Raw genomic sequence first — 25,436 nt, 5'->3', positions numbered from 1 at the left:
CAAACGTGGCTCTCAGCGGGAAGCCGTGACGCTGGCGATCCGCTCACCGAGGGCCGCGCAGAATGCGCCCCAGGCGTGGTGCATGGCATCCAGTTCGGCGTGACCGTGCAGCGCCGAGTGCACCATCCCGGGCGCGCAGTGATAGCCTACGGACGCCCCCGCGGCGCGCCACTGCCCGACGATGCGCTCGAGTGGCCGAGTCAGCGGGTCTCGCTCCACGGCGAGCGTCTCGATGGCAAGCGTCGGTGGTCTCGCGGGGTCGATCGTCGGCACGGTCGGCGCTGCCATGTCCCACAGGGTCAGCACATCGTCGCGGGAGAGCAGTGGGCCATCCGGCCCCAGCGTCTCGGGCGTCGGGGTACCCAGTACGGGATAGATCAGGCCGAGCACGTCAGAGAAGGCCTCGAGGTGAGCGACATCATGGGCCAGCCGCCCGCCGGCGCTGTCCCCCACCACGGCGATCGGGGCAGTGGCGGCGACCACTGCGCGACAGTCCGCCAGCGCCTCGGCATAGCTTGCCTCCGGCAGTCGTCGGTAGTCGACGCTGATCACCTGCCGGGCGAGGCGCGCGGCGAGATCGGCGGTGATCCCGTGGTGGCTCTGTGTCGAGCCGAGGTTCCAGCCGCCGCCGTGCAGGTAGACCACTGGCGCGCCGCCATCGTCTGCGGGAACGAATCGGCGCACCTCAACGTGGTCGATGCGATCGATGTCGACGCGCAGGCCGGGCGGGTCCGGCGGACGATGGGTGCGGTGCAGCGCGTCGTAGAGACGTCGGCGCTCGTCCAGCGGCGCCGAGGCGCTGGCATTCAGCGTCGACAGGCGGCGAATGAAACTATCGATCGGCATGCGTGACTCTCCCTCCGCGGGACTCTTTCTCGGAGTGACACTTTCTCGGCGCGACTCCCCCTCGGCGTGACTCGCCGACGCAGTGCGCCAAGCCCTTGTTATACTGCCAAGCCTACTTTCGTGTGCGAGCGCTTTCCATGACGACAGGCTGGCCCCGCAGGCTGCTGCGCTACTGTGTGATCGCCATTGCGGCCTTCGTCGGGCTGTCGGTGCTGTTCGTGCTGCTGTTTCGTTTCGTGCCCGTGTTCGGCTCGATGGTGATGGCCGAGCGCAAGATCACTTCCTGGTTCGACGGCGAGAATCTGCAGATTCATCAGCAGTGGACCCCCTGGTCAAGACTGTCGGACAACGCCAAGGTGGCGGTGATGGCAGGGGAGGACCAGCGCTTTCCCGAACACTGGGGGTTCGATGTCGCCCAGATCAAGCGCTCGCTGACGACGTGGTCCGACGGCGGTAGCCTGCGCGGCGCCAGCACCCTGAGCCAGCAGACGGCGCGCAATCTCTTTCTCTGGACCGGCCGCAGCTGGATCCGCAAAGGGCTGGAGGCGTGGTTCACGCTGTTGATGGAGGCGCTCTGGCCCAAGCAGCGCATTCTCGAGGTCTATCTCAACATCGCCGAATGGGACACTGGCGTCTTCGGCCTGGAAGCCGCCGCGCAGCGCTACTTCGGCACCTCCGCCGCCAATCTCAGCGTCTCTCAGGCAGCGCGGCTCGCTGCCATCCTGCCCAACCCGCGCGGTCGAAGCGCGTCTAAGCCCTCCGCTCAGGTGCGTCAGCGCGCCGCCTGGATCGAACGTCAGATGCGCAATTTAGGCGGCACGGCGTTCCTGCAAAAGCTCGACTAGCGCCGGCGGACACGCGCCCTTCGGCTGTCGCCGAGTTGCCAACGGCCAGGAGAAATCGCTAGCCTGATCTCAATGTCGAGCGTTATCGACGCCCGGCATTCGCGCGTCTGGCACTCGACGTCGGCGATGCTTGAGGGAGGGATTACCTCCGACGCCGTGCCCGCGCTGCCAACAACAATAGCGACAGGGCGAGCGGATCATGAATAATCTCGAACTCGGCGACTTCGCCGTCATTGCAGTCTACTTTCTCATCGTCACCGCCATCGGCTACAAGACTGCGCGTGGGCGTACCACGCCGAACGAGTTGTTTCTGGCCGGACGTACGCTCGGGCCGATGGCGATCGGCTTTTCGCTGTTTGCCTCCAATATCTCCTCGGACACGCTGATCGGCCTGCCGGGGGCGGCGTATCAGCACGGGATCTCGGCGGCCAACTACGAGTGGATGGCCGGGGTGGTGCTGATGTTCGCGGCGATCTTCGTGCTGCCGGTGCTGATGCGGGCCCGCGTCACCACCATGCCGGAGCTGATGGAGCGGCGCTTCGACTCCCGGCTGCGCAAGTATCTCTCGGTCATCACCCTCTTTCTCTCGATCATTCTGGATACCGCCGGCACGCTCTACGCCGGTGGGTTGATCGTCACCACGTTCATTCCCGGTACCAATCTGTGGGAGGTGTGTGCGCTGCTGGCGCTGTTTACCAGCGTCTACACGGCGTTCGGGGGGCTCAAGGCGGTGGTCTACACCGACGTGCTGCAGGCCGTGGTGCTGATCGGCGGCTCGGCAGCGATGACCTGGATCATCTTCGGCGAGTTCGATCATAGCTGGAGCAACGTCAAGGAGGCGGTCAGTCCCGAGCGGCTGTCGCTGATCCGACCCCTCGACGACCCGAGCGTGCCCTGGCTCGGGCTCATCACCGGCGTGCCGATCGTCGGTTTCTACTACTGGGCGATGAACCAGTATGTGGTCCAGCGTTTGCTCGGCGCGCGGGACATCCGCGCCGCCGGACGCGCCTCGATCTTTGCCGCCGCGCTCAAGCTGCTGCCGATCTTCATCATGACGATTCCCGGCGCGATGGTGGTGCCGCTGCTGCCCGGCCTGGAGCACCCCGACCAGGTCTATCCCACCATGGTGGCGGAGTTCACCCCCGTGGGGCTCACCGGGCTGATCCTGGCGGGACTCATCGCCGCCTTGATGTCGACGCTCTCCTCGACCCTGAACGCCTCGGCGACGCTTCTGACAGTGGACTTCATCCAGCCAGCGCGACCCAAGCTGAGTGACGCCGAGCTCGCCAAGTGGGGGCGTATCTGCACCTTCGTGCTGGCGGCCATCGCCGCGCTCTGGGGGCCGATGATCCAGTACTTCTCCGGTCTCTGGACCTACCTGCAGCAGGTGTTCGCCTTCGTTGCCTCGCCGTTGGTGGCGACCTTTCTGATGGGGCTCTGGTTCAAGTCGCTGGGCCCCTCGGCGGCGCTGCGTGGGTTGGGTTGTGGTCATGCGCTGAGTGCGGTGCTGTTCGTGCTGGTGGAGACCGGGGTGCTGCCGATTCACTTCACCATCATCGGCGGCATTCTGTTCGTCGCCACGGCGCTTTTCACCGCGCTCTGGGCCAGGATACTGGGTACTCGCGACACGCCGGCGGCGAGTGACGCGCGCATTGCGCTGCTGGCCAAAGAGGGATTGGAGCGGGTGCCGCGGGATGTCATGATCGGCATCGTTATCGTCTCTGTCCTGACCGCGGTCATCGTTTATGCGCTGCGGTAGCGACCGTTCACCCGCGAGGAATTTTCCGCCATGGATGTCATCCGTCTCGCCATCGTCGGCTACGGCAAGATCGCCCGCGATCAGCATCATCCGGCCATCGACGCCAACGACAGTTACCGCCTGAGCGCGGTCGCCAGCCGTAACGCCGAGGTCGCCAACACCGCCAACTTCGAGTCGCTCGACGCGCTGTTGAAAGAGGGGCCGACGATCGATGCGGTATCGCTCTGCACGCCGGCGAGCGTAAGAACCGCCCAGGCACGTCTGGCCATGGCCCACGGCAAGCACGTGATGCTGGAGAAGCCGCCGGGGGCGACGCTTGCGGAGATCGAGACGCTGCGCGAAGACGCCCACCGTTGCGGCGTGACGCTGTTTGCCAGCTGGCACTCCCGCCATGCCTACTGCGTGGCGCCGGCGCGGCGCTGGCTCGCCACGCGCAAGATTCGCCGCGTCGACATCGAGTGGAAGGAGGACGTGCGCGTCTGGCATCCGGGGCAGGCGTGGATCTGGGAGCCGGGCGGCATGGGCGTTTTCGACCCCGGCATCAATGCGCTGTCGATCGTCACCGCGATTTTGCCGCGGCCGTTCCATCTGACCGATGCGGAACTCCAGATGCCGGGCAACTGCCAGACGCCCATCGCCGCCTCGCTGGACTTCGTCGACGGCGTCAACATGCCGATCCACGCCGAGTTCGATTTCCGTCAGACCGGAACGCCGCCGATCTGGGAAATCCATGTCGACACCGACGAAGGACGCCTGACCCTCTCCGAGGGGGGGAGTCGGCTCTCCATCGACGGCGAGGAAGTGGACGCTGGGCCGGATGTCGAGTATCCCGGGCTCTACGAGCGCTTTGCTTCACTGATTCAGAAAGGCGAATCGGATGTCGACGTCGCCCCTTTCCGCCATGTCGCCGACGCGCTGATGCTCGGCCAGCGGCGCACGGTGGAAGATTTCATCGAATAACGGGTCGCGACGCTGCGCTGGCGTTGACGCGCTCTACAGCGCAGCCCAGAACGAAAAACCGCGACACGGTCGCGGTTTTTTTGTGCACCGGTTCGGCCTGTCTCCCGGCTGGCGGCGTCAGCCGCTCATCGCCCGAGGCAGATAGAGCACGATCTCGGGCACCAGACGCATCAAGGCGATGGCGGCGAGCATCAGCAGGAAAAAGGGCAGCGTCGCCTTGGCGATGGTGAAGATGTTCTTGCCCGTCAGTCCCTGGATCACGAATAGGTTAAAGCCGACCGGCGGCGTGATCTGCGAGATCTCCACCACGATCACCAGATAGATGCCGAACCAGATCGGATCGATGCCCGCGGCGTCGATCAGCGGCATGACGATCGACGTCACCAGCAGGATCAGCGAGATCCCGTCGAGGAAGCAGCCCAGCACCAGCAGGAACCCCGTGAGCACGATCAGCAGAACATTCGGCGACAGCCCCAGCTCGCCAATCGCGGTGGCGAGCTGCGTCGGAAGCTGGGTGAAACTCATCGCCGAGGAAAGAAACGACGCGCCGGCGATGATGAAGGCGATCATGCAGGACGTTCTGAGCCCCGCGAACATCGATTCCAGAAAGATTCCGCGGTCGAAGTGGCCGTTGAGTCGGGCGATCACCATCGACAGCACCACGCCGATGGCTGCCGCTTCGGTGGGTGAGGCGACGCCACCGTAGATGCTGCCCAGAATGCCGCCGATCAGCGCCAGCAGTGGCAGCAACTGCCAGCTATGACGAATCTTGTCGGCGAATGGCAGCGTCGGCTCGGGGTGCCCCGCGCCGCCGTTGCGGCCGGCCGTCAGCGACCAGATTACCAGGTAGCCCATGAACAGCCCGAGCAGCAGTAGCCCCGGGCCGACCCCCGCCATGAACAGGCGCGAGATCGACTGCTCGGTGACCACGCCATAGACGATCATCATGATCGACGGCGGAATCAGCAGTCCCAGCGTGGAGGCGCTGGCCAGCGTGCCCACCGCCAGCGTCTCGCTGTAGCCGCGGCGTTCGAGTTCGGGGAGCGTCATCTTGCCGACGGTCGCGCAGGTGGCGGCGGAGGAGCCACAGACCGCGGCGAACAGGCCGCTGCCGATAATGTTCGAGTGCAGCAGGCGTCCCGGAATTCGGTTCAGCCACGGTGACAGCGCGCGGAACATGTTGTCGGCGAGGCCAGAGCGAAAAAGGATCTCCCCCATCCAGACGAACATCGGTAGCGCCGTGAGATCCCAGCCGTAGCTGGCGCCCCAGAAATCCGAGGCGAGAATGGGGCCGACATCGAAGGTCGTGAACGCGCTGAGCGCGACCCAGCCCGTACCGAGCAGTGCAAAGGCGATCCAGACACCGCCGCCGAGAAGAATGGCGAGCGTCGCCAGCGTCGCGAGACTGAGCGTCAGCACGGGAGGTCACCTGCAGCGATAGAAGAAAGTATGGCTTCGACGCGCCGCGAGGCGGCCGGGGCTTGCGGAAGTCGCGTGGCAGGCATCGTCACTCTCCGCTCATCTCGTCGCTTTCGCCGGGCGGCGAGAAGCGCGAGGGGGCAACGACAGCCTGTTGCAGCGTGCCAACGAGGGTCTCGAGCAGCACCAGGCAGAGCAGCAGCAGACCGACCACCAGCACCGTCTGCGGTATCCAGAGCGGGATCGCCAGCAGCCCGGCGGAGACATCGCCGTACTCGAGGCTTTCACCGACCAGGCCGACGAGCTCCCAGCTCAGCAGCAGCGTGAGCGCCAGCGACACCGTCAGGCAGGCGATTTCGCTCACTACCCGAACGCGCGGCGCCAGCTTCGAGACAATCAGTGTGACCCGAATGTGGGCGTGATGGCGAAAGGTGTAGGCGAGGCTGAGAAAGGTCGCGCCGACGAGCAGGTAGGCGGCGATCTCCGAGACGCCGCCGATTTCATAACCGAGCCGGCTGGCGCCAACGGCTACCCGCAGCGCATCCAGGCAGCGCAGCAGCACCTGCACCGTGACGAGGGCACAAATCGCCATCATGCAGACAGCAGCACCCCACGCCCCGAGTCGATAGAGGGGGTCGAATCGATAGGTCATGCGAGTCTCCGCGCCGAGTGAGCGGGTGAGAGCGGCGCCCCGACCGAATGGCCGGGGCAATTTCTACGGCGTTACCGGGACTGACGCTCGCGGTAGCGATCGACCAGTGCCCGGGCCGGGTCGCCGGCCCGCGGCTGCCAAGCCTCGAATAGCGACTTGCCGGCCGCATTGAGGTCTGCCTGCAGCGACTCGCTCGGCTCGCTGACGCTGACACCATGGGACTCGAGCGCGTCGGTGCTCTCGGCGCCGTCTTCCCGGCTCATCTCCCAGCCGCGGCGTTCGGCCTCGGCGGCGGCGTCGAGCACGGCCTGCTGGGTCGTGTCATCGAGGCGGTCGAATTCCCGCTGATTGACGAAGACGATGTTCTTGGGCAGCCAGAGCTTGGCATCGCTGTAGTGCGTGACGTAGTCCCACGCTGCCATCGAGTTGCCGGTGGAGACCGAGGTGATCATGGCATCGACGCGCCCGGTGCTGAACGCGGTGGGAATGTCGGCTTCTTCGGTCTGGGTGGGGATACCATCGAGGTTCTCGACGAAGCGCTGGGTGTTGATATTGGGGGCGCGGACCCGAAGGCCTTCGAGCTGCGAGGCGTCGGTGAGTTCGAAGTCGGTGTAGATGCCCTGGGCCGGCCAGGCGACCGCGTAGAGCGGCATCAATCCCTCGTCGGCGAAGAGCTCGGTGATGACCGGCTTCGACGCCTGCCAGAGGTCATAGGCCTCTTCGTAGCTGGTGGCGAGCCCGGGGAGGGTATCGACTTCGTAGATTGGGGACTCGTTGGAGAGAGTGGAGAGAAACACCTCGCCAGCCTGAACCGTTCCGCGACGCACGGAGGGCTTGATCTCCGCGTGGCTGATCAGCGAACCGCCGCTGTGGACATTGATCGTCAACTCACCATCCGTCGCTTCGGCGACGTCTTCGGCGAACGCTTTCGTGTTCTGGGTATGGAAGCTGGCATCGCCATACGGCGTGGCCAGATTCCACTGCGCGGCGCTGGCCGATGTCGCAAGCGTGAGCGCGCTCGCGGTCAGCCCGTAGATCAGGGGGAGGTGTCGCATCGTATCGCCCTCGAATTGTTGTTGAGTGAGGCGGTTGGCGTTTTGTTGTCTCGGTGTGCCGGGCGTCCTTTGCCTTGCGACGACGACCGGTGACGCTTTGATTCTTGTGGGGTGACGTTCGATAGGTCAAATCGTTAATTCTTATGCCAGGTATCGGCCAATACTTTCACCTGAGGCTGGGGCGCACCCGCGTGATGGGCATCGGCATAGCGCGCGGCGCACTCCTGAGCGAGCTGGGTCACCCGGTGACAGAAGCGCGGATAGTTGCTGGTGCGCCAGATCGCATCGTAGATCATCGCGGGCATCGGCGTCGGGAGATCGAGGCGCAGCAGTTCGCCCCGTTCGCAGGCATCGGCGACCGTCGAGATCGGCAGCGAGCCGATGCCGACCCCGTCGACGGTCATGCGCACGATGGTCATCAGCGTGTTGGCGCAGTGGATCTTGGGGGCGTCCAGGCCCCGCTCGGCGAGATAGCTTACGAGTTCGCCGTAGGGCCGGGCGAGACGACTGAAAGAGACGAAGGCGAAGCGCGACAGTGCCGCCAGATCGCCTTGCCCCAGTGCCTCGACCAGCGAGGGCGCGATGAACAAACCCATCTCGTAGGTCGCCAGCGGTAGCTGCTCGACGCTGAGATGGGCCGGCGCGCCGTCCATGGCGAAGATCATGTCGAGGTCATTGTCCGCCAGGCGCTGATGCAGTGCCGGCGAAATGTCGACGGTCAGCTCGATGGTAAGCGCGGGATGGCGCTCGGCGAGCTGAGTGAGAAAACCGCTGAACCAGCTGTGGGCGATGGTCTCGATCACGCCGAGCCGCAGCGTGCCCGAGAAGTCGTCCTGATTCTGGAAGAGTCGCAGCGCCTCGGCGCGATTGTCGAGCAGCCGCTCGGCGTGGGCGTAGAACTCGCGGCCGCGCAGCGTCGGCTGGACTGGCCGCGCGGAGCGCTCGAGCAGCGACTCGCCGACCGCGGCCTCCAGGCGCGTGATGCGATCGGAGATCGAAGGTTGCGTGAGGTGGAGTCGCGTGGCCACCTTGCGAAACGAGCCCAGTCTGACCACCCAGACGAAGGCTTCGAGCTCCTTGAAATCGAACATGTTGCCTCCCCGGGCCTTGGCGATGACGCAGTTTTCGATGCCGGGGGCGGTACGTCAAATGCCTTGGCCTTCGAAGGGGGCGCGAACCGGCGGTTTCTCGCCACCCCCGGTCGACGATCAAGACGATGCGAGGGTCCCCGAGCAGCGGGTGGCGGGGAGCGTCGGTGGCCGGGGTGAAAGGGTCTCCCGATATCGCGCATCGCCAAAAACGATTGGACCGGGCGGCGGCGATTTTCTTACATTGCCGATGGCCCTTTGGCGTCGCCGCTGCCCCGATGTCGGCGATAGCCTCATCACAAGACTTCCCGCCACGAGGTGATTCGATGCGTGTTCCCCTGCTCAATTGCGACATGGGCGAGAGCTTCGGCCACTGGCCTCTGGGCCTGGACGAGACGGTGATGCCGTTCGTCGACTGCGCCAATATCGCCTGCGGCTTTCATGCCGCCGACCCGGACGTCATGCGCCGGACAGTGGCGCTGGCGGCCTCTCACGAGGTGCGGGTCGGCGCCCATCCCGGGTATCCCGATCTGGTCGGTTTTGGCCGACGCTCGATGGCCTGTTCGCCGGCGGAGGTCGAGAACCTGATGCTCTATCAGATCGGGGCGCTGGAAGCTTTTTGCCGGGTGGAGGGCACGCGGATCAGCTATATCAAACCTCACGGCGCGCTCTACAACGACATGGCGCGGGATCCAGCGCTGCTGCGCGCCGCCGTCAGCGCCGTGGCGCGCTACGACGCGGATCTCCCCCTCGTGACCATGGCCACGGCGGATACGCGCGCCGCCCGCCAGATCGCCGATGAGCAGGGCGTCGCGCTGCTGTTCGAGACCTTCGCCGATCGCGCCTACGACCCCGAGGGCCATCTGATGTCGCGACGACTTCCCGGCGCGGTTCACCATGACGCGGAGACGATCGTGGCCCAGGCGGTCAAACTCGCCCGCGGCGAGGCGCTGGTCGCGAGTGACGGCAGTGCGCTGCAGCTCCCGGCAGACACGCTCTGCGTCCACGGTGACAACGCCGAGTCGATCGCCGCCGTGAAGGCGATTCGCGAGGCCTTCGCGGCCCTGGAGTCGGCATGAACGCACCGCATCCCCGGATCGAGACCGTTGCCTACGACACGCTGACGGTGCGGCTGTTCGAGACGATCGACGAAGCCCATATGCCGTGGATTCTCGCCGCGGACGCGGCACTGCGAGACCGCTTCGGCGAGGCGCTGATCGATCTCGTCCCCTCCTACACCACCCTGATGCTGCACTACGATGGCCTCTCGCTCGGCCTGACCGAGGCGCGAGGCATGATCGTTGATGCGCTTGCCAATCTCACGCCGGCGACGGAGCAGGAAGGGCGGCATCACGTCATCCCGGTGTGGTACGACGAAAGCGTCGGCCCGGAGCTTGTCACCCTTGCCGAGCGCCTCGGGGTCGAGCCGGCGGAGATCATCCGGCGTCACTGTGAGCGCGATTACTGTGCTTTCGCCCTCGGCTTTGCCCCCGGCTTTGCCTTCATGGGGCTGGTCGAGGAGGCCCTGGCAACGCCGCGACTCTCGACGCCGCGACAACGGGTCCCCGCCGGCAGCGTGGGGATCGCCGAACGCCAGACCGCGATCTACCCGATGCGCTCGCCCGGTGGCTGGAACATCCTCGGACGCACCGCAGTGACGCTCTTCGATCGGTCGTGGGAGGAGGCAAGTCGCTTCCGACCGGGCGATCGGATCCGGTTTACCGCGATCGACCGCGATACTTTTATCGAGCAGGGCGGCGATCCGACGCCGATGGAGACGCAGTGATGTCGACCTCAAAAGAGAATCAGGCGCTGGTCGTCCGTGACGCCGGGGCGCTGGCACTGTTGCAGGACGGCGGACGGTTCGGCGTTCGCCATCTGGGTGTGACGCAAGGTGGCGCCATCGACTGGGTCTCGCTCGGCTGGGCCAACTGGCTGCTCGGCAACGCCGCTGGCGCGACCGGCATCGAGATTACCCTGGGTGGGTTCGTCGTCGAGGCGCAGGTGCCGCTGACGCTGGCGCTCGCCGGTGGGGACCTGGGGGCAACGCTGGATGGCGAGTCGATCACTCCCTATAGCCGCTTTCGCGTCGAGCCGGGCCAGACACTGGCCTTCGGCCAGGCGACGTCGGGCCTTCGCGCCTATCTGGCGCTACCCGGTGGCGTCGCGGTGGCGCCCTTCATGGGCAGTGCCTCGAGCGTGGTTCGCGAGTGCCTGGGAGGGCTCGATGGCGAGGGGCGAGCGCTGGCGGCAGACGACACTATCCTCGCGGCGGCAGCTGAAGCCGCCGGCAGCGACAGGGTCATCGAGACCCCACCGACCTTCACCGCGGAGACGGTCGCTCTCGACGTGACGACCGGCGCGCAGATCGCACAGTTCGACGGTGCCAGTCTCTTCGCGGCATTCAACGAGCACTGGGAAATCGATGCCCGTGCCGACCGCATGGGGGTGCGCCTGACCGGACCGGTGCTTCGCAACGGCGCCGGCGGCATGATCTCCGAGGGAATTCCGCTGGGCGCGGTTCAGGTGCCGCCGGATGGCCAACCCATCGTGCTGCTCAACGATCGCCAGACCGTGGGGGGCTACCCGAGACTCGGGGCACTCACACCGCTCGCCTGCGCTCGACTGGGGCAGTGCGCGCCAGGAAGCCGTGTCCGGCTGCGCCCGGTGTCCGCCTGCCAGACTCGTCGATTGATGCAGGCGCAGTTCGCACGCTGGCGCTGAGCACGCGGCAACGGCACGCCAAGCGGTGTCAGCCGTTACGCTCGGCTTGGCGCATCGGCATACGATCGATCGTGTCGTAGACCTGCTGCAGATCGACGATGCCGTGCTGCTCGATCTTCTTGCCACCGTCCTTGCCGACCAGCACCAGCGTGACGCCCTGGTGGGCATCGACGCCGAGCGCATCGAGCAAGGCCCGGGTTTCGTATGGCGTCATGGGCTTGCCGTGGCGCGTTCCCTCACCGTTCTCGACGGTATAGAGCAGCATCTCGCGGTCGCGAAACTGGGTGTCGGTTTGCGCCAGCTGCTCGCGAAGTGCCCGGTAGGCGGGCGCCTCGGCGCTTGGCGTGACCAGTATGAGCGGACGGAATTGCCATTTATCCGTGATCAGCGGGTTGGCGGCGTCCGTGCTTGGCGTTGTCGCCTGAGGCTTTGCGTCGGCCTGCGCCTGTGCACTCCAGGCGCCAATGGCCGCGGCCGCGACGGCGGCCATGATCCACCAGCGTTTCATCGATTCTCTCCCTATCTGTCATCAATCGTCTTGTCACCGTTGCCCGATCGGCTCCGCGCCAGGTAAGCCTTGCGCCAGGTAAGCCTTGCGCCAGGTAAGGCTCGCGGCTAGTCGATGTCAGAGTAGCGCCTTCGGTCGATACCGGTGGGCAAGTCTCTTGGATTCGATGACCTTGCCGGCCAGCGCGCGGAATATTGCCAACAACCCGGAACATTGGCCTGTGGGCGATGCGTTTTTGCGTCGCCGCGGGCGTTTCAGGCAACATTAAATTGCCTATCACTACATTTTCATGGGAACTCTCGCGCTTCGGCGGCATCCCACGTGGGGCAATACGTAAAAATTGAAACTTGGAGGCATCATGCAAAGGATTACAGCTCTTATCGCGGCGGCGACCATGACGGCGGGCGTTATCAGTGCACCGGCCATGGCGCAGGACACCGCGGATAGCGGCGCGCAGGCGCAGCAGGGTGCCGCAGCACAAAATTTCTCCGACGAGCAGCTTCAGCAGTTCGCTGATGCTTCGCAGGACATCGCCTCGGTCTCGCAGGATTACACAGAGCAGCTCCAGAACGCCTCCGGCGACGAAGAGCAGCAGGAGATCCGCAAGCAGGCCAACGAAGAGATGATCGAGGCCGTCCAGGACAGCGGCATGAGCGTTGAAGAGTTCAACTCTATCGGTCAGGCGATCCAGCAGGACCCGCAGCTGATGCAGCGCGTACAGGGTATGGCGCAGCAGCAGTAAGCCGTCTGCCGGATGGGCGCTTGGACAAGTGCCCATCGCGACAAACTAAAGAACCGCTGGCGCCTGCCAGCGGTTCTTTTTTTGGGCCAGGCTAACGCTCAGGTCTGTCCCTGAAGACGCGACGCTGACCGAGGGTCGCCAGAGGCGACCGACTCAGTTGTCGTCGAGCGCGTTGCCGGCTTCCTTGAGCAGGCTGGAGGTTGCCGCCTTGGTGTCGTTCCACGCGCTATCGGCGCTCTGCTTGGTCTGCTCCCAGGCGTCGGCTGCATCGTTCTTGGCGTGCTGCCACCAGTCGTTGTCGTACTCGGGGCGCGTTTCGAGTTCGCTCTCGTCCATGTTCAGGAGAATGCGGTACTCGAGATCGTCCAAGTCGTCGCCACGCTCGGTCTCAACCGTGAAGTCGCCTTTCTCGACGACGAACTCGCGATCCCCCATGTCGAGCACGCCACCCGCTTCGATCACCAGCGCCTGCACGCCCATGTCTTCGCCGAGCAGAATGTCTTCTACCTCACCGACTTCGTCATCCGGCGAGCTGGTGAGATAGACATCGGCGTCCATCAGCTCTTCGGCGGAGTAGAGTCCTTGAACCTCTTGCTGGCTGTCGTCCTGTGCGAGCGCGGTCTGAGCCATCGTCGTACCCGCAATCAGGGCGGCGGCGCCAAACGTCTGCTTCCATGTCAGTATGCGCATTCGATACTCCTGCCAAACATTTGAGTTGATCTACAACTGCTTGTAATCCATGGAATATTCTTGGATTACCTACTCAAGATAGATGCTGGCCGGGGCTTTGCAAGTCACGCTTGTCATGCAAACGTCTTATTCCATGACGAAGGCGAGTATCAAGGGGACATAGAGCAGGGCAAGAAGCGTCGAGCAGAAGACCAGACTCGCGACGTACTCGGGTTCCTGACGCGAGCGCTGCGCGAAAAGGTAGTTGTAGACGGCGACCGGCATACTCATCTGCAGCGCGACGGCGCTGGCCGCGACGGGCGGGAGATCGAGCAGCGTTGCGAACCCGAGCGAGAGCCCCAGCGCGATGGGCACGCGGCAGAGCGTGAAGAGCACGCCCGAGGAGAGGCTTTTCACCTGAATGCTGGCCAGCGACACGCCGAGGGTGATGAGCATCAGCGGAATCGTCAGCCCCGACAGCAGGTGCACCGTGTTACCGATCCATGCTGGTAGTGAGATCCCGGTCAGCATCAGCACGAGCGACACCGCAATGGCGTAGAGCGTCGGGTTGCGGGTCAGGGCTTTCCACGGATTGCCTCGTGAGGCGAGCGCCATACCGACGGTGAACTGGATCAGCGCATTGGCGATCCAGGCGGTCATGGCGAAGGTGAAGCCGAAATGTCCGAAGGCATAGAGCGATACCGGCAACCCCATGTTGCCGGCATTGGGATACATCATCGGTGAAATGATCACGCGCCAGGATTTCCCCAGCAGCCTGGCGACACCGAAGCTCGCCGCCGCCATGCCCGCCAGGACGAGAAAGGTGGCAAGCAGGGTACGCCAGAAGTCGCTCGGATCGACGTCCGCATTCGCCAGCGACGCGACGACCAGCGCCGGCGTGCCGATGTTGAAAACCAGCTTGGTCACGAACTCGGTGGGGTAGGCGTAGCCGCAGCGTATCCAGGTAAAGCCGATCCCTGCGCCGGCCAGAACCGGGGCCATGACGGCGAAGAGCTGAGCGAACATGAGTGACCTCTAGCGTTGGCGTGCGACGAACGTCAAAGGCGCTATTGTCATCAATCCCGCCATGGCCTGGCAAACGTCTTCCGCAACGGTCAGCGCCGGCGCGTCACCGCTACGCTGCAGCGTGCGCGAGGTCGAGCACGATGCGGCCGTGGTGATTGGCACAGCTCTCGAGATAGCGGTGGGCCTCGGCGACCTCCTCGAAGCGAAAGCGATGATCGATCTGCGGGACGAGCTCACCCCGCTCGGTCATGGCATTGATCGCGGCGACGGCGCGCGCCAGCACCGGCCGATTCTGGGCAATCCCGATCTCGGGGCGTCCGCTGAAATTCGACAGACAGTGAACGTGGAAGTGAATGTTCTTGTTGAACGCCGCCGTGGCGGGAAACGAGGTCTCGTTGCCGCCGAGCAGGCCGTAGAGCACAAGATCGCCACCGGGTGCCACGACATCGCCCAGCAGGCTCATCTGCCGGCCGCCGAGCGCATCGAGTACCAGATCGACGCCGCGGCCCTCCGTCAGCTTACTGACGCATTTCGCCAGATCCTGACTCTCGGTGTGGATCACCGCCTCGGCCCCCAGCGCATGCAGATAATCGATGCCGGTCTCGAACGGGGTGGCGGCAATGACCCGCGCCCCCAGCGCCCTGGCGACCTGGACGGCGTAAGGGCCGCTAACGTAGCAGGCCCCGGTGATCAGCACCGTATCGCCCGGTTGAATCGAGGCCACCTCGCGAAAGGCGAGCCAGCTCAATAACGACGGCACGTAGTGAACGCTGGCTTCGGCAGGCGTCAGGCAGGTCGAGTAGTGAATCAGCGATTCCACCGGCATCACGGTTTGCTCGGCGTAGCTGGCGTAGCAGTTGGGGTCGAAGGCCGGTATCGAGGCCACCCGGTCACCGGGGGCGAAGCCCTCGACGCCGGGCCCGGTGTCGATCACCACGCCGGCCATTTCGCTACCCAGTCCGGCGGGTAGCTGGACTTTGGTCGGTGCCATGTCCCGTCGCCAGAGCACGTCGAACCAGTTGATGCCGATCGCCTCGGGCGCAACGAGGACTTCCCCTTCGTCGGGGACAACGACGTCACGGTCGATGATGTCGAGGATTTCGGCGCCGCCAAAGCGTTGGAATTGTATTGCGCGGGACATCGTGTACCTCGGTCATTACAAACGGTCAGTGGCCGTGGTCGTCAACCACGGTCAGTCACTAGGGCCCATCGCCTGATGATCATCAGAGACCTCAGGGCCGACAGTGAGGACTCGACTGTAACCACGCCGCGTGACAAAGACTATGCAGAAGGGTCGATACCACCTATAACGCGGATCGATGCACGGGGGTATCTGACTGACGTCACTAGGGAAAGCGACACGCGCCGGGTGATGATCGCGTATCGTAGGCCGGGGAAAGCGGGCATCGCTATCGCCATTGCCGTTCAAGGTGAGGGGTTCATGAATCGTAGTGATCTGCGGGGAATCGATTTCAAGCTGCTGGTGATGTTCGAGACACTGATGCAGGAGCGCAGCGTCTCCCGGGCCGCCGAGCGACTGTTTCTCGGCCAGCCGGCGACCAGCGCCGCGCTGGCGAGGCTTCGAGACATTTTCGATGACCCGCTGCTAGTGCGCACGGGGCGACAGATGGTACCCACCGCTCGCGCGCTCGAGATCTACGCCCAGCTGCAGCCGGCGCTGGATGCCATCTCCAGTGTGCTCAGCCAGACCAGCACCTTCGAACCGGCCACCAGCGAGGCGGTGTTCCGCGTCGGCTTCACTGACGACGTGGAGTTCGCCCTGCTGCCGGCGTTGCTCAAACGGTTGCGCGGTGAGGCACCGGGGATCGTGCTGGTGGTGCGCCGCGCCGACTTCCATCTCATGCCGCAGCTGCTCAACACCGGCGATATCACCGTGGCGGTGGGGTACGCTCGCGAACTCCCCGCCAATGCCAAGCAGAAGATTCTGCGCCACAGCCGGCCAAAGGTGCTGCGCGCCGACGGTCAACCCGGCGGGCTGAGTCTGGATGAGTACTGCGAGCGCCCTCATGCGCTGGTTTCCTTCGACGGCGACCTTCACGGTTACGTCGACGATCTGCTCGCCGCGCTGGGACGCAAGCGGCGAATCGTGCTGGCAGTGCCGCAGTTCAATAGCCTCGCCTCCCTGCTCAAGGACACCGACATGATCGCCACGGTGCCCGAGTACGCGGCCGACGTTCTCGCGGCGCAGGGCGGGCTCCGGGTCGACGAGCTACCGCTGGAACGGGCGCCATCGCCGTTGAGTATGGTGTGGCAGAGCGTGCACGACACCGACCCCGCAGAGCGATGGCTCCGGGCACGCATCCAGATGGTGCTCGGCGACGACTGACGTCTCAGCTTGACTTCGAAACTGAAGATCAGAATCATTCGCGCCTGCGTCGAGGCGACCGCGCCGGTATCGACGTCTGTCGCGCCGCTCTCGATGGACTCCATCCGCCCACGGAATCGCCATGGAATTGCTGCGCGTCGTCTTTCGTCACTACCGCTGGCCGTTTGTCGGGGTCATGCTGCTCAGCCTGCTGAGCGCCGCGCTCGGTATCGGCGTGATCGCCTTTATCAATCACTACCTGATCGTGACCGGCGCGCAGGCCCTCGGCGCGAGCGCGGCGACGACCCTGCTACCGTTCATCGGTCTAGTCGTGCTGCTGCTGGCGGTGACCCTCGGCTCACAACTGGCGCTGACCGCACTGGGCCATCACTTCGTCTATCGACTCCGCGGTCGGCTGGTCAAGCGCATTCTCGATACCGACCTGGAACGCCTCGAGCAGCTCGGCAGCGCGCATCTGCTGGCCAGTCTCTCCAGCGACATCCGCAACGTCACCATCGCGTTCGTCAGGCTCCCCGAACTCGTCCAGGGCATCGTCATCACGCTCGCATCGATCGGCTACCTTTTCTGGCTGTCGCCGCCGTTACTGCTGGTCACCGCCGTCTGGATCGTGGTCACCATGCTGGTGGGGTGGTGGCTGGTGTCGAAGGTCTACCACCACATTCATATCACGCGTACCACCGATGACCGGCTCTATCGCGACTACGAGACGCTGATTAACGGACGCAAGGAACTCGCGCTCAACCGCGATCGCGCACGCCACCTCATCGACGAGGTCTACGATGCCGACGCCCGCACCTACCGCGATCACATCATCCGGGCGGACACCTATCACCTGAGCGCCGGCAACTGGACCAACATCATGATGCTTGGAGCCATCGGCGTGGTGTTCTTTCTCGCCAACGCCGTGGGGTGGGCGAATACGGCGGTCGCGGCGACCTTCTCGCTGACGCTGCTATTCCTTCGCTCGCCGCTCATCCAGGCAGTGGGCGCCACGCCAACGCTGATCACTGCGCAGGTGTCATTCGACAAGCTGCGCGAGCTGGAGCTGGCACCCTACGAGGCGTCTTTCGACCTGGTCGAGCACCACGGCGAGTGGCAGACGCTGGAGCTTCGCGACGTTGCCTATCGCTATCCTGCCAAGGGCGCGCACGAAGGCTTCGGGGTCGGCCCGATCACGTTTCGCCTCGTGCGCGGCGAACAGGTCTATCTGATCGGCGGCAATGGCAGCGGCAAGTCGACGCTGGCCAAGCTGCTCACCGGCCTTTATCGCCCCCATGACGGGGAAATTCTCATCGACGGCGAGCCCGTGACGCCGGCCGAGTGGCAGCGCTATCGTCAGCGCTTCTCCGCCGTACATACCGATTTCCACCAGTTCGACCGGCTCATGGGGCCTGGAGGCGCCGAGGCGGACCCGGCGCTGCTGGAGGACTGGCTGCAGGTCCTCGACCTGGCCAAAAAGCTGCGGCTGGAGGCGGGGCAAGTGGTGGACACCGATCTCTCTCAGGGGCAGCGCAAACGGCTGGCGTTGTTGATGGCGCTGGTCGAGGAGCGACAGATTTTGCTGCTCGACGAGTGGGCCGCGGATCAGGACCCGCAGTTCCGGCGTGCGTTCTATCGCGAACTGATGCCCCGCTTTCGCGAGCTCGGCATCACGGTGTTTGCGATCAGCCATGACGATCACTACTTCGCTCACGCCGACCGGCTACTGGAGATGCGCGACGGCCAGCTTCGCGAGCTGACGGGCGAGGAGCGCAAGCTTGCGAGTCTCGACGCGGTGGCGCGGATCGACGAGGCCTAGCGGCGACCCCGGCGCGGCGTCAGGCGTCTGCGTCACGCTCTGGACGCGCCGGTGGCAGCGCCTTGCCCTTGCGTTCACCGACGCTCGCTTCCTGCGCGAGACGCTGGCCGCCATGGCGTGCCTTCGCCTCCAGGGCGGGAATCAGGTCACCCTCGCTGAGATGGCGCCAGAAGCGCTGCGGCATGTGCTGGGTCATGACCTTGTGATTGAGCCGGGCGGGATTGAACGTGCTGACGAAGTAGGTTCGCCAGAGCGCGCGATCCTCGTCGGCACTGGCCGCCGACTGCGCCCGGGCGCGCCACTCGCGCGGGCAGGTGGCGTGATAGGTGAAGTGCTCCCCATTCCATTCGACGCCGCCTTGCGGTGTCGCAATCCGAAAGCGCGCGCTGCCCAGCCGGTCGGCGAAGTGTTCGGCACCGAGATCGAGCACCTCGTGGGCGGGCTCGAACCAGGCGACAAAACACTCGCCCCTGGCATCGGCATCGGGGTGAAAGCGCAGAAACGCGTGCAGGTGATGCGCCTCGCGTTTGACCGCATGCTGGCGCCGCTGGACTTCGGCGCCGGTCTCGTCGGCCGCATTGAGCGCTGTCTCATCCCCTCGCGAGAGTCGCCATAGCGTCTGATAGAGCAGCGGCCAACGCCCGATTTCGTGGGGCTGGGTACGGTAGCGCGCCGCCCGGCTTAGCGCCTGTAGGTGCGCGCGCGCAATCGTCGGCGTCGGTGCATTCGGTGCTATCGGCAGCGACTCCGCCCCCATCGAGAAGAGATCGTCATTGCGATCGCTGCCATCCCGCCAGGTCACCCGTGCCGGGGGGATACCGGCCTTGAGCAGCTGTCGGGCCTGTTCGCGCCAGCCGTCGAAGTCACTGGCGTAGGCGACGATGAGTGTTGAGGTGCCGGGGCTGTCGATCATCGCGCGTCTCCCTTCTGGCCGCTTTGCATGGCGCACGACGCGCCTAGATCAGCGCGAGCTGCGCCGGCTGCGGTTCGGTCATCGTCTGGCGCAGGCGCTGGCTGTCGCGGGCCGCATCGGCGGGGCGGTAGTCCTGTGTCACCACGAACGGTTTCAGCGTCTCCAGACGACAGCGCAGTGCGACCAGATCCTGAAATCGAATCTTGCGATGACGCCGCAGTTCGACCAGCCGCTGGACGCTTCTCAATCCGATGCCCGGCACTCGGCCGATCATGCCCGGCTCGGCAGTGTTGAGGTCGACCGGGAATCCGTCGCGGTGGTTCAACGCCCAGGCCAGCTTGGGGTCGATATCCAGCTCGAGATTGCCCGGTTTGCCAAGAATCTCCTCCGCCTGAAAGCCGTAGGTACGGATCAGAAAGTCCGCCTGATAGAGACGGTGCTCCCGCAGCATCGGCGGCGCGGCCTGCGGCAACCCCGCCGGCCGTTCCGGAATCGGACTGAAGGCGGAGTAGTAGACGCGCTTCAGGCGGAAGCTGCGATAGAGCTGCTGTGCGGACTGCAGGATGGTGCGGTCATCGGTGGCATCGGCACCCACGATCATCTGGGTGCTCTGGCCGCCGGGGGCGTAGCGCGGCGCCTGGCGTTTCGGGTTGGCGCTTCGCGGCGGATGGCGAGCGTCGGCGCGAGCCCCGTCGTTGGCGGCATCGATTCCCTCGCGGATCTGGCCCATCGCCGTATGAATCGTGCCCAGTTCCTTCTCCGGTGCCAGCGTCTTCAGGCTGGTGAGCGTCGGCAGCTCCACGTTGGCGCTGAGCCGGTCGGCGTAGCGCCCCGCCTGCTCGAGTAGCTTGGGGTCCGCCTCGGGTATCGCCTTCAAGTGGATGTAGCCGCGAAACTCGTGAACCTCGCGAAGCTGGCGCGCCACCTCGATCATCTGCTCCATGGTGTAGTCACTGGAGCGGATGATGCCGGAGCTCAGAAAGAGCCCGCTGATGGTGTTGCGACGGTAGAAGGAGAGCGTGAGCCTGACGATCTCCTCTGGCGTGAAGCGCGCGCGGGGAATGTTGCTCGAACGCCGGTTGACGCAGTACTGGCAGTCGAACAGGCAGAAGTTGGTCATCAGCACTTTCAGGAGCGACACGCAGCGGCCATCCGGCGTGAAGCTGTGACAGATCCCCGTCCCGTTGGACGCGCCGACGCCCGTCTTGCCGCGTGAGGAGCGCTGTGGCGCGCCGCTGCTGGCACACGAAGCATCGTACTTCGCGGCATCGGCAAGGATGGAAAGCTTGTCGATCAACTCCATGGTGAGCGCTCCGCTCGATAACTGTTCATCCATACAGTATAGAGGTTCTGCCGTGCTGGCGATAGCGAATGAGCCCGCGTCGGCGTCCCGCGATTCAACCCGGTGAACGGGAGTCAGGAAGACAGCGTTCGGGGGTTTATCAGCCGATTTATCACTCTGATTTAGCTGTAAAAAAGACAGATTTTGAGGCTGGCTGTCGATGAATTTTCGAGCGCTTTTAATAGGCGACTAAGAGACGCTATTTGTGGCTTTGGCCCCCGTCCACGGGGTTTTCCATATCGTTGATTATCGAGGAATTTGACTTAACCTGTTGATTGGAGACGGGGGGAAGCTACAATCATTTACGCAGGTTTACGGTGAAACGCCGTGATGGACGAACAATAATTCGGACAAAGGTGGTATCTATAATGATCTCGATTTCTTCACGTCATATTGCGCTGGCCGCGGCACTGGCCGCCGCCGGTACGGCAGGTGCGGCTCAAGCGCAGGACGCGAGCAAGGGAACCATCGATCTCGCCTACGTCGAGTGGGCTTCGGAAGTCGCCTCTACCAACGTCGTTCGCGCCGTGCTGGAACAGCAGGGTTTCGACGTCAACATGAACTCGCTCTCCGCGGCAGTGATGTGGCAGGCGGTCGGTACCGGTGACGCCGACGCGATCGTCGCGGCCTGGCTGCCGACGACCCACGGCGATTACCTGGAGCGCGTTCAGGACGACGTCGAGGACCTCGGTCCCAACCTCGAGGGCACCAAGCTGGGATGGGTTGTGCCGAGCTACACGCACGACAAGGTCTCCTCGATTGCCGATCTTAACGACAACGCCGATCTGTTCGGCGGCCAGATCGTCGGTATCGATCCGGGTGCCGGCCTGATGGCGCAGTCGGAAGAGGCGATGGATACCTACGAACTCGACAACCTCTCGCTGCAGTCCAGCAGTGGCGCGGCCATGACGTCCGCCCTGGGTAACGCCATCCAGAACGAAGAAGATATCGTCGTGACCGGCTGGACTCCGCACTGGATGTTCGCGCGCTGGGATCTCGAGTACCTTGACGACCCGGAGAAGGCCTTCGGCGACGCCGAGAACATCGACACCATCGTGCACAATGGGCTCAAGGAAGAGATGCCGGAAGCCTACGCCATCCTCGACAACTTCCACTGGACCCCGGAGCAGATGGGCGAAGTGATGTTGATGAACCAGGAAGAGGGAGCCGACCCCTACGAGAACGCCAAGCAGTGGGTCGAAGAGAACCAGGACACGGTCAACGAGTGGCTCGAAGGCACTTCCGAGAGCTAAGTCGCTACTGCGACATCGCCTGATTCAAAAAAGCCGCCATNNATGGCGGCTTTTTTGTCGCCGTCGCCAGCATGCCGCGCGGGCTGCGGGCTGCGGGCTGCGGGCTGCGGGCTGCGGGCTGCGGGCTGCGGGCTGCGTCGGCGTTATAGCTCGGCGAACGCTGCCGTCCACTGGCGGACCTGTGGGTAGGCGTACTGCTCCAGACTCGCGAAACCATCGAGTGAGCGCGCCTTGAGCGGAGTGAAAACCGGCATCGGCAGCCCGCAGAGAAAATGCGCCATTCGCTTGTCGCTGGGCGCGATCCCCTGTTGCTCGCGATGACGAGCGATAAAGGGATTGAGCATCGCGGCGAGCGCCGAGTCCGAGGGCGCCGGCTGCGGTGGGGGCGGCGGCAGACGTGCGATGCGGCCGTAGCAGACCGAGCAGTGACCACAGCCCTGGGGGGCGCTGGATGTGCTGAGCCGGTCGTCACCGAAGTACTCCGCCAGCCGGCGGCTGAGACAGGTTTCCGACTCGAACAGCTGAAGCATCGCCGCCAGCCGCTCGATCTCGCGGCGTTCGAAGGTGTCGCCCTCGGCGGTGAGGGTGTCGGTGAGCGTCTCGATATCGGCGTCGGGCTCGCGGACCTCGAACACATCCGTCATGCGCTTGCCTTCGAGTACCACCCAGCCCTTCTCCTGAAAGTACTCGAGCGCAGTGATGACGCGAGCGCGAGACGCGTCGATTCCCGCTGCTTCGCCGGCGCGAAAGAGGCGGTCGAAGTCCACCGTGCCCCAGGTTCGCGCCACGGGGATGTTGTCGACGATCAGTCGCACGAAATCCGCTCGTTCCCCTTCGAAGCGCTGGATCAGCGTCTCGCTCGCCTCGACGTAGCGAAGACGGTATTCGGCGAGAAAGGCAAAGCGTGGGGCGATGACGCCCAGCATCTCGAGCCTGACCAGTAGCGTCTTCAGTGCCAGAAGACGCACGTTGGACTCCTTGGAGAGCGTGTTGAGCAGCACCGGCCACTGCCGATCCGGCTGACGCCCCGCGGCGGCGATCTCTTCCAGAACGTGGCGAATGCCCTGTCGCTCCGGCGTATCGCCGTAGACGAAGTTCTCGAGCACCCGGAGGCCGTCACGTCCGGCGAGGGTGAGACAGCGGGCGCGTTTGCCGTCGCGCCCGGCGCGGCCGATCTCCTGGCTGTAGTTCTCGATCGATTTGGGCAGATCGTAGTGAATGACTCGGCGGATATCGCCCTTGTCGATGCCCATGCCGAAGGCGATGGTCGCGACGATGCAGGGAATGTCGCCGGCCATGAAGCCCTGCTGAATCGCCTCGCGGGTCTCGGCATCGAGGCCAGCGTGGTAGGCCCGCGCCGCAAAGCCCGCGCCTGCCAGCGCGTTGGCCACGGATTCGGCGGTCTGCTGCAGCGTGACGTAGACGATGGTGGGGGCGTTGGCATCGAACACCGGGTCGTCGGGCGCGTCATTCCCGCTCGGCGTATCCGTCGGCGGTGCCGACAGCCACTCGGTCAGTGCCTGTACACGGCGCTCGGCGGGCACCGGCTCGACCAGCAGCTCGAGGTTGGAGCGATAGAATCCGGTGGTGATCACGTCCGACTCGGCGATGGCGAACTTCTCGCGCATGTCGCCGATAACCGCCGGCGTTGCCGTGGCGGTCAACAGTAGCGCCTGCGGAATGCCGAATTCACGCTGATAGTCCGGCAGCTTCAGGTAGTCCGGACGGAAATTGTGTCCCCACTCGGAGATGCAGTGCGCCTCGTCGATCACCAGCAGCGAGATATCGACGCGGCGCAGAAAGTGGCGGAAGCGCTCGTTCTTGAGGCGCTCCACCGAGACCATCAGGATCTTCAGCTCTCCCTGGCGCGCACGCTCCATGATATCGCGCGACGTGTCGCGATCCTGGGTCGAGTCGAGGCTGGCGGCACTGATGCCGTGGCGCTGGAGAAAAGCGAGCTGGTCGTGCATCAGCGCCAGCAGCGGCGAGACCACCAGCGTCAGATGCGGCAGATGGAGCGCCGGCAGCTGGTAGCAGAGCGACTTGCCCGCGCCGGTGGCAAAGATGGCCGCGGTCGAGCGTCCCGCGATGACGCGCTCGACCACGGCGCCCTGGCCACCGCGAAAATCGTCGAAGCCGAAGACGCGCTGAAGGGTATCGCGGGCGGTATGGGTCATGGGTCGTGTCCGTTCGCTGGCGTCGGGGGGAAGGTGAGGTGACGTCACACGACGTCGTCGAGCGAGAGGGTATCACCCCCGCCAGACCGAATGCGCCAGTGGTGGCGAGACGCCTGAGGCATCACGGCAACGGTCATCGTCGATAGCAGGCTATCCGGTCTAAGCCAGAGAGGGATACGGTCTAATCCAGGTAGGGACCCGGCCTCAATCAGAAAGTGACCCGATCCGAAGGGGGGAAGGCGCGTTTCGCGCCGGTGAGCGTCGTTGGCAGCGCCAAGGATTACTGCAGGACAGCGATGGGGCAGGCAGTACCCGGGTGGTTCATCACCTGCATCGGAATGCCGTAGATCGCCTCGAGGTTGACGCCGTTCATCAAGGTCGAGGGTTCGCCCTCGGCGAGCAGCGAGCCGCTGTGCAGGGCGACCAGATGATCGCAGTAACGCGCGGCCATGTTGACGTCGTGCAGCACGATGATCACTCCGAGGCCCAGCTCCTGGCAGAGCTTGCGCACCAGCGCGAGGACTTCGACCTGATGGGCGATATCGAGCGCGGCCAGCGGCTCGTCGAGCAGCAGATAGCGGCTGCCCTGGGCCAGCAGCATGGCGAGCCAGACCCGCTGACGCTCGCCGCCGGAAAGCGTGTCGACCAGACGGTCGGCGAAGGCTTCGGTGTGAGTGAGTTCGATGGCGCGGTCGATCTGGCGCTGATCGTGACGCGACATCCGACCCAGCAGACCGTGCCAGGGGTAACGGCCAAAGCCGATCAACTCGCGGCAGGTGAGATTGTCCGCGCTGGGCAACTGCTGCGGCAGGTAGGCCACGTGGCGAGCAAACTCGCGCGGTTTCCACTGATCGAGGGGGCGGCCGTCGAGGGTGATGCGGCCGTTGCTCACCGGCTGCTGCTGGGCGAGCAGCTTGAGCAGCGTGGATTTGCCCGACCCGTTGTGTCCGATCAAGCCGTAGATCTTGCCCTCACCGAAGGTGAAATCGATGGGGGAGAGCAGGGTCTTTCCCGATATCTCGAAGCTGGCCGACTGGACTTCGAACATGGGCGGGACACCTCACGGCAGTGATGGACGAATGAGCAGGATGCCATCCTAATGCAGATACGAACGGTTATCAAAGGCAAGTGTCGCTGCTTCTCGCTTGCGTCAAGCCTCACCGCCGCCGGGGTTCTACCCCGGGTTGTCGCCAATAACGGGGCGATGGGCCGGGGCGAGGGGCGTCATTGCAGGCTCGTGGGCCTTGCCGGCGGCGGGTCATCGCCGTGGCAGTAGCGGGCAAAGCCGCGCACGACGTAGAGTCGACGCGTTC

The 25,436-nt window shown here is 64.7% G+C and carries 23 protein-coding genes; 10 read left to right on the top strand and 13 right to left on the bottom strand.

Annotated features, from left to right (window positions below; translation table 11 throughout):
• Window positions 1-12: 12 nt before the first annotated feature.
• The gene (locus tag DOM41_RS10630; RefSeq protein WP_110686838.1) at window positions 13-846 is read right to left on the bottom strand and encodes an alpha/beta hydrolase fold domain-containing protein; all 834 of its coding nucleotides are present in this window, start codon (window positions 844-846) and stop codon (window positions 13-15) included.
• A 137-nt stretch (window positions 847-983) separates the two neighbouring features.
• Here DOM41_RS10630 and mtgA point away from each other — a divergent pair, with 137 nt between their 5' ends.
• From mtgA to DOM41_RS10615, 3 genes are all read left to right on the top strand, one after another.
• The gene (gene mtgA, locus DOM41_RS10625) at window positions 984-1,691 is read left to right on the top strand and encodes a monofunctional biosynthetic peptidoglycan transglycosylase (protein ID WP_110686837.1); all 708 of its coding nucleotides are present in this window, start codon (window positions 984-986) and stop codon (window positions 1,689-1,691) included.
• A 199-nt stretch (window positions 1,692-1,890) separates the two neighbouring features.
• Entirely contained in the window at window positions 1,891-3,450 is a 1,560-nt protein-coding gene (locus tag DOM41_RS10620; protein WP_110686836.1) for a sodium:solute symporter family transporter, read from the top strand.
• A gap of 30 nt (window positions 3,451-3,480) precedes the next feature.
• On the top strand, window positions 3,481-4,410 hold the full coding sequence (locus DOM41_RS10615) for a Gfo/Idh/MocA family protein (RefSeq protein ID WP_110686835.1): 930 nt from the start codon (window positions 3,481-3,483) through the stop codon (window positions 4,408-4,410).
• A 117-nt stretch (window positions 4,411-4,527) separates the two neighbouring features.
• Here DOM41_RS10615 and DOM41_RS10610 read toward each other — a convergent pair whose 3' ends face one another.
• From DOM41_RS10610 to DOM41_RS10595, 4 genes are all read right to left on the bottom strand, one after another.
• The gene (locus DOM41_RS10610; protein WP_110686834.1) at window positions 4,528-5,829 is read right to left on the bottom strand and encodes a TRAP transporter large permease; all 1,302 of its coding nucleotides are present in this window, start codon (window positions 5,827-5,829) and stop codon (window positions 4,528-4,530) included.
• An 88-nt stretch (window positions 5,830-5,917) separates the two neighbouring features.
• Window positions 5,918-6,481 carry a TRAP transporter small permease gene (locus DOM41_RS10605; protein WP_110686833.1) on the bottom strand — a complete coding sequence of 188 codons (564 nt, stop codon included), beginning with the start codon at window positions 6,479-6,481 and terminating at the stop codon, window positions 5,918-5,920.
• A 71-nt stretch (window positions 6,482-6,552) separates the two neighbouring features.
• The gene (locus DOM41_RS10600; protein ID WP_110686832.1) at window positions 6,553-7,536 is read right to left on the bottom strand and encodes a TRAP transporter substrate-binding protein; all 984 of its coding nucleotides are present in this window, start codon (window positions 7,534-7,536) and stop codon (window positions 6,553-6,555) included.
• A gap of 134 nt (window positions 7,537-7,670) precedes the next feature.
• Window positions 7,671-8,627, bottom strand: coding sequence for a LysR family transcriptional regulator (locus tag DOM41_RS10595; RefSeq protein ID WP_110686831.1), 957 nt, complete (start codon window positions 8,625-8,627; stop codon window positions 7,671-7,673).
• 323 nt (window positions 8,628-8,950) lie between these two features.
• Between DOM41_RS10595 and DOM41_RS10590 the strand changes: the two genes are divergently transcribed.
• The 3 genes from DOM41_RS10590 to DOM41_RS10580 are packed head-to-tail and all read left to right on the top strand — an operon-like array spanning window position 8,951 to window position 11,348.
• The gene (locus DOM41_RS10590) at window positions 8,951-9,703 is read left to right on the top strand and encodes a 5-oxoprolinase subunit PxpA (RefSeq protein ID WP_110686830.1); all 753 of its coding nucleotides are present in this window, start codon (window positions 8,951-8,953) and stop codon (window positions 9,701-9,703) included.
• Window positions 9,700-10,410: a 5-oxoprolinase subunit B family protein gene (locus DOM41_RS10585; RefSeq protein WP_110686829.1), complete on the top strand. Its 711-nt coding sequence runs from the start codon at window positions 9,700-9,702 to the stop codon at window positions 10,408-10,410. Before DOM41_RS10590 ends, DOM41_RS10585 begins: the two co-directional genes overlap by 4 nt.
• Window positions 10,410-11,348: a 5-oxoprolinase subunit C family protein gene (locus DOM41_RS10580; RefSeq protein ID WP_110686828.1), complete on the top strand. Its 939-nt coding sequence runs from the start codon at window positions 10,410-10,412 to the stop codon at window positions 11,346-11,348. Before DOM41_RS10585 ends, DOM41_RS10580 begins: the two co-directional genes overlap by 1 nt.
• Before the next feature lie 28 nt (window positions 11,349-11,376).
• Here DOM41_RS10580 and DOM41_RS10575 read toward each other — a convergent pair whose 3' ends face one another.
• Window positions 11,377-11,856, bottom strand: a complete 480-nt coding sequence (locus tag DOM41_RS10575; RefSeq protein ID WP_245391810.1) for a DUF4174 domain-containing protein — start codon at window positions 11,854-11,856, stop codon at window positions 11,377-11,379.
• 358 nt (window positions 11,857-12,214) lie between these two features.
• Between DOM41_RS10575 and DOM41_RS10570 the strand changes: the two genes are divergently transcribed.
• Window positions 12,215-12,598 carry a DUF4168 domain-containing protein gene (locus DOM41_RS10570; RefSeq protein ID WP_110686827.1) on the top strand — a complete coding sequence of 128 codons (384 nt, stop codon included), beginning with the start codon at window positions 12,215-12,217 and terminating at the stop codon, window positions 12,596-12,598.
• 153 nt (window positions 12,599-12,751) lie between these two features.
• Here DOM41_RS10570 and DOM41_RS10565 read toward each other — a convergent pair whose 3' ends face one another.
• The 3 genes from DOM41_RS10565 to DOM41_RS10555 all read right to left on the bottom strand — a co-directional run bounded on the left by DOM41_RS10565 (window position 12,752) and on the right by DOM41_RS10555 (window position 15,434).
• Entirely contained in the window at window positions 12,752-13,288 is a 537-nt protein-coding gene (locus tag DOM41_RS10565) for a PRC-barrel domain-containing protein (RefSeq protein WP_110686826.1), read from the bottom strand.
• Window positions 13,289-13,414: 126 nt separating this feature from the next.
• Entirely contained in the window at window positions 13,415-14,293 is an 879-nt protein-coding gene (locus DOM41_RS10560; protein WP_110686825.1) for an AEC family transporter, read from the bottom strand.
• Between the two features lie 109 nt (window positions 14,294-14,402).
• Window positions 14,403-15,434, bottom strand: coding sequence for a zinc-dependent alcohol dehydrogenase family protein (locus DOM41_RS10555; protein ID WP_110686824.1), 1,032 nt, complete (start codon window positions 15,432-15,434; stop codon window positions 14,403-14,405).
• A gap of 300 nt (window positions 15,435-15,734) precedes the next feature.
• Between DOM41_RS10555 and DOM41_RS10550 the strand changes: the two genes are divergently transcribed.
• A complete protein-coding gene (locus DOM41_RS10550; RefSeq protein WP_110686823.1) occupies window positions 15,735-16,640 on the top strand; it encodes a LysR family transcriptional regulator in 906 nt (301 codons plus the stop codon).
• Between the two features lie 121 nt (window positions 16,641-16,761).
• Entirely contained in the window at window positions 16,762-18,438 is a 1,677-nt protein-coding gene (locus tag DOM41_RS10545) for a multidrug ABC transporter permease/ATP-binding protein (protein WP_110686822.1), read from the top strand.
• A 19-nt stretch (window positions 18,439-18,457) separates the two neighbouring features.
• On the opposite strand, the gene DOM41_RS10540 is transcribed toward DOM41_RS10545, so the two are convergent.
• Both DOM41_RS10540 and DOM41_RS10535 read right to left on the bottom strand, forming a co-directional pair.
• Window positions 18,458-19,351 carry a TIGR03915 family putative DNA repair protein gene (locus DOM41_RS10540; protein ID WP_110686821.1) on the bottom strand — a complete coding sequence of 298 codons (894 nt, stop codon included), beginning with the start codon at window positions 19,349-19,351 and terminating at the stop codon, window positions 18,458-18,460.
• 43 nt (window positions 19,352-19,394) lie between these two features.
• Complete coding sequence (locus DOM41_RS10535) at window positions 19,395-20,654, bottom strand: putative DNA modification/repair radical SAM protein (protein ID WP_110686820.1); 1,260 nt, start codon at window positions 20,652-20,654, stop codon at window positions 19,395-19,397.
• Between the two features lie 407 nt (window positions 20,655-21,061).
• Here DOM41_RS10535 and DOM41_RS10530 point away from each other — a divergent pair, with 407 nt between their 5' ends.
• Window positions 21,062-21,946: a glycine betaine ABC transporter substrate-binding protein gene (locus DOM41_RS10530; protein ID WP_188112393.1), complete on the top strand. Its 885-nt coding sequence runs from the start codon at window positions 21,062-21,064 to the stop codon at window positions 21,944-21,946.
• 143 nt (window positions 21,947-22,089) lie between these two features.
• Here the strand turns inward: DOM41_RS10530 and DOM41_RS10525 are convergent, their stop codons facing one another.
• Window positions 22,090-24,123 (bottom strand): RecQ family ATP-dependent DNA helicase, encoded by a 2,034-nt coding sequence (locus DOM41_RS10525; protein WP_110686819.1) that lies wholly within the window; start codon window positions 24,121-24,123, stop codon window positions 22,090-22,092.
• A 280-nt stretch (window positions 24,124-24,403) separates the two neighbouring features.
• The gene (locus DOM41_RS10520; RefSeq protein WP_110686818.1) at window positions 24,404-25,171 is read right to left on the bottom strand and encodes an ATP-binding cassette domain-containing protein; all 768 of its coding nucleotides are present in this window, start codon (window positions 25,169-25,171) and stop codon (window positions 24,404-24,406) included.
• Window positions 25,172-25,436 lie beyond the last annotated feature (265 nt).

The organism is Salinicola aestuarinus, from assembly GCF_003206645.1.
Taxonomy (GTDB): Bacteria; Pseudomonadota; Gammaproteobacteria; order Pseudomonadales; family Halomonadaceae; genus Salinicola; species Salinicola aestuarinus.
The sequence above is the reverse complement of the archived record's forward strand: the minus strand, read 5'-3'. Positions and strand labels throughout refer to the sequence as shown.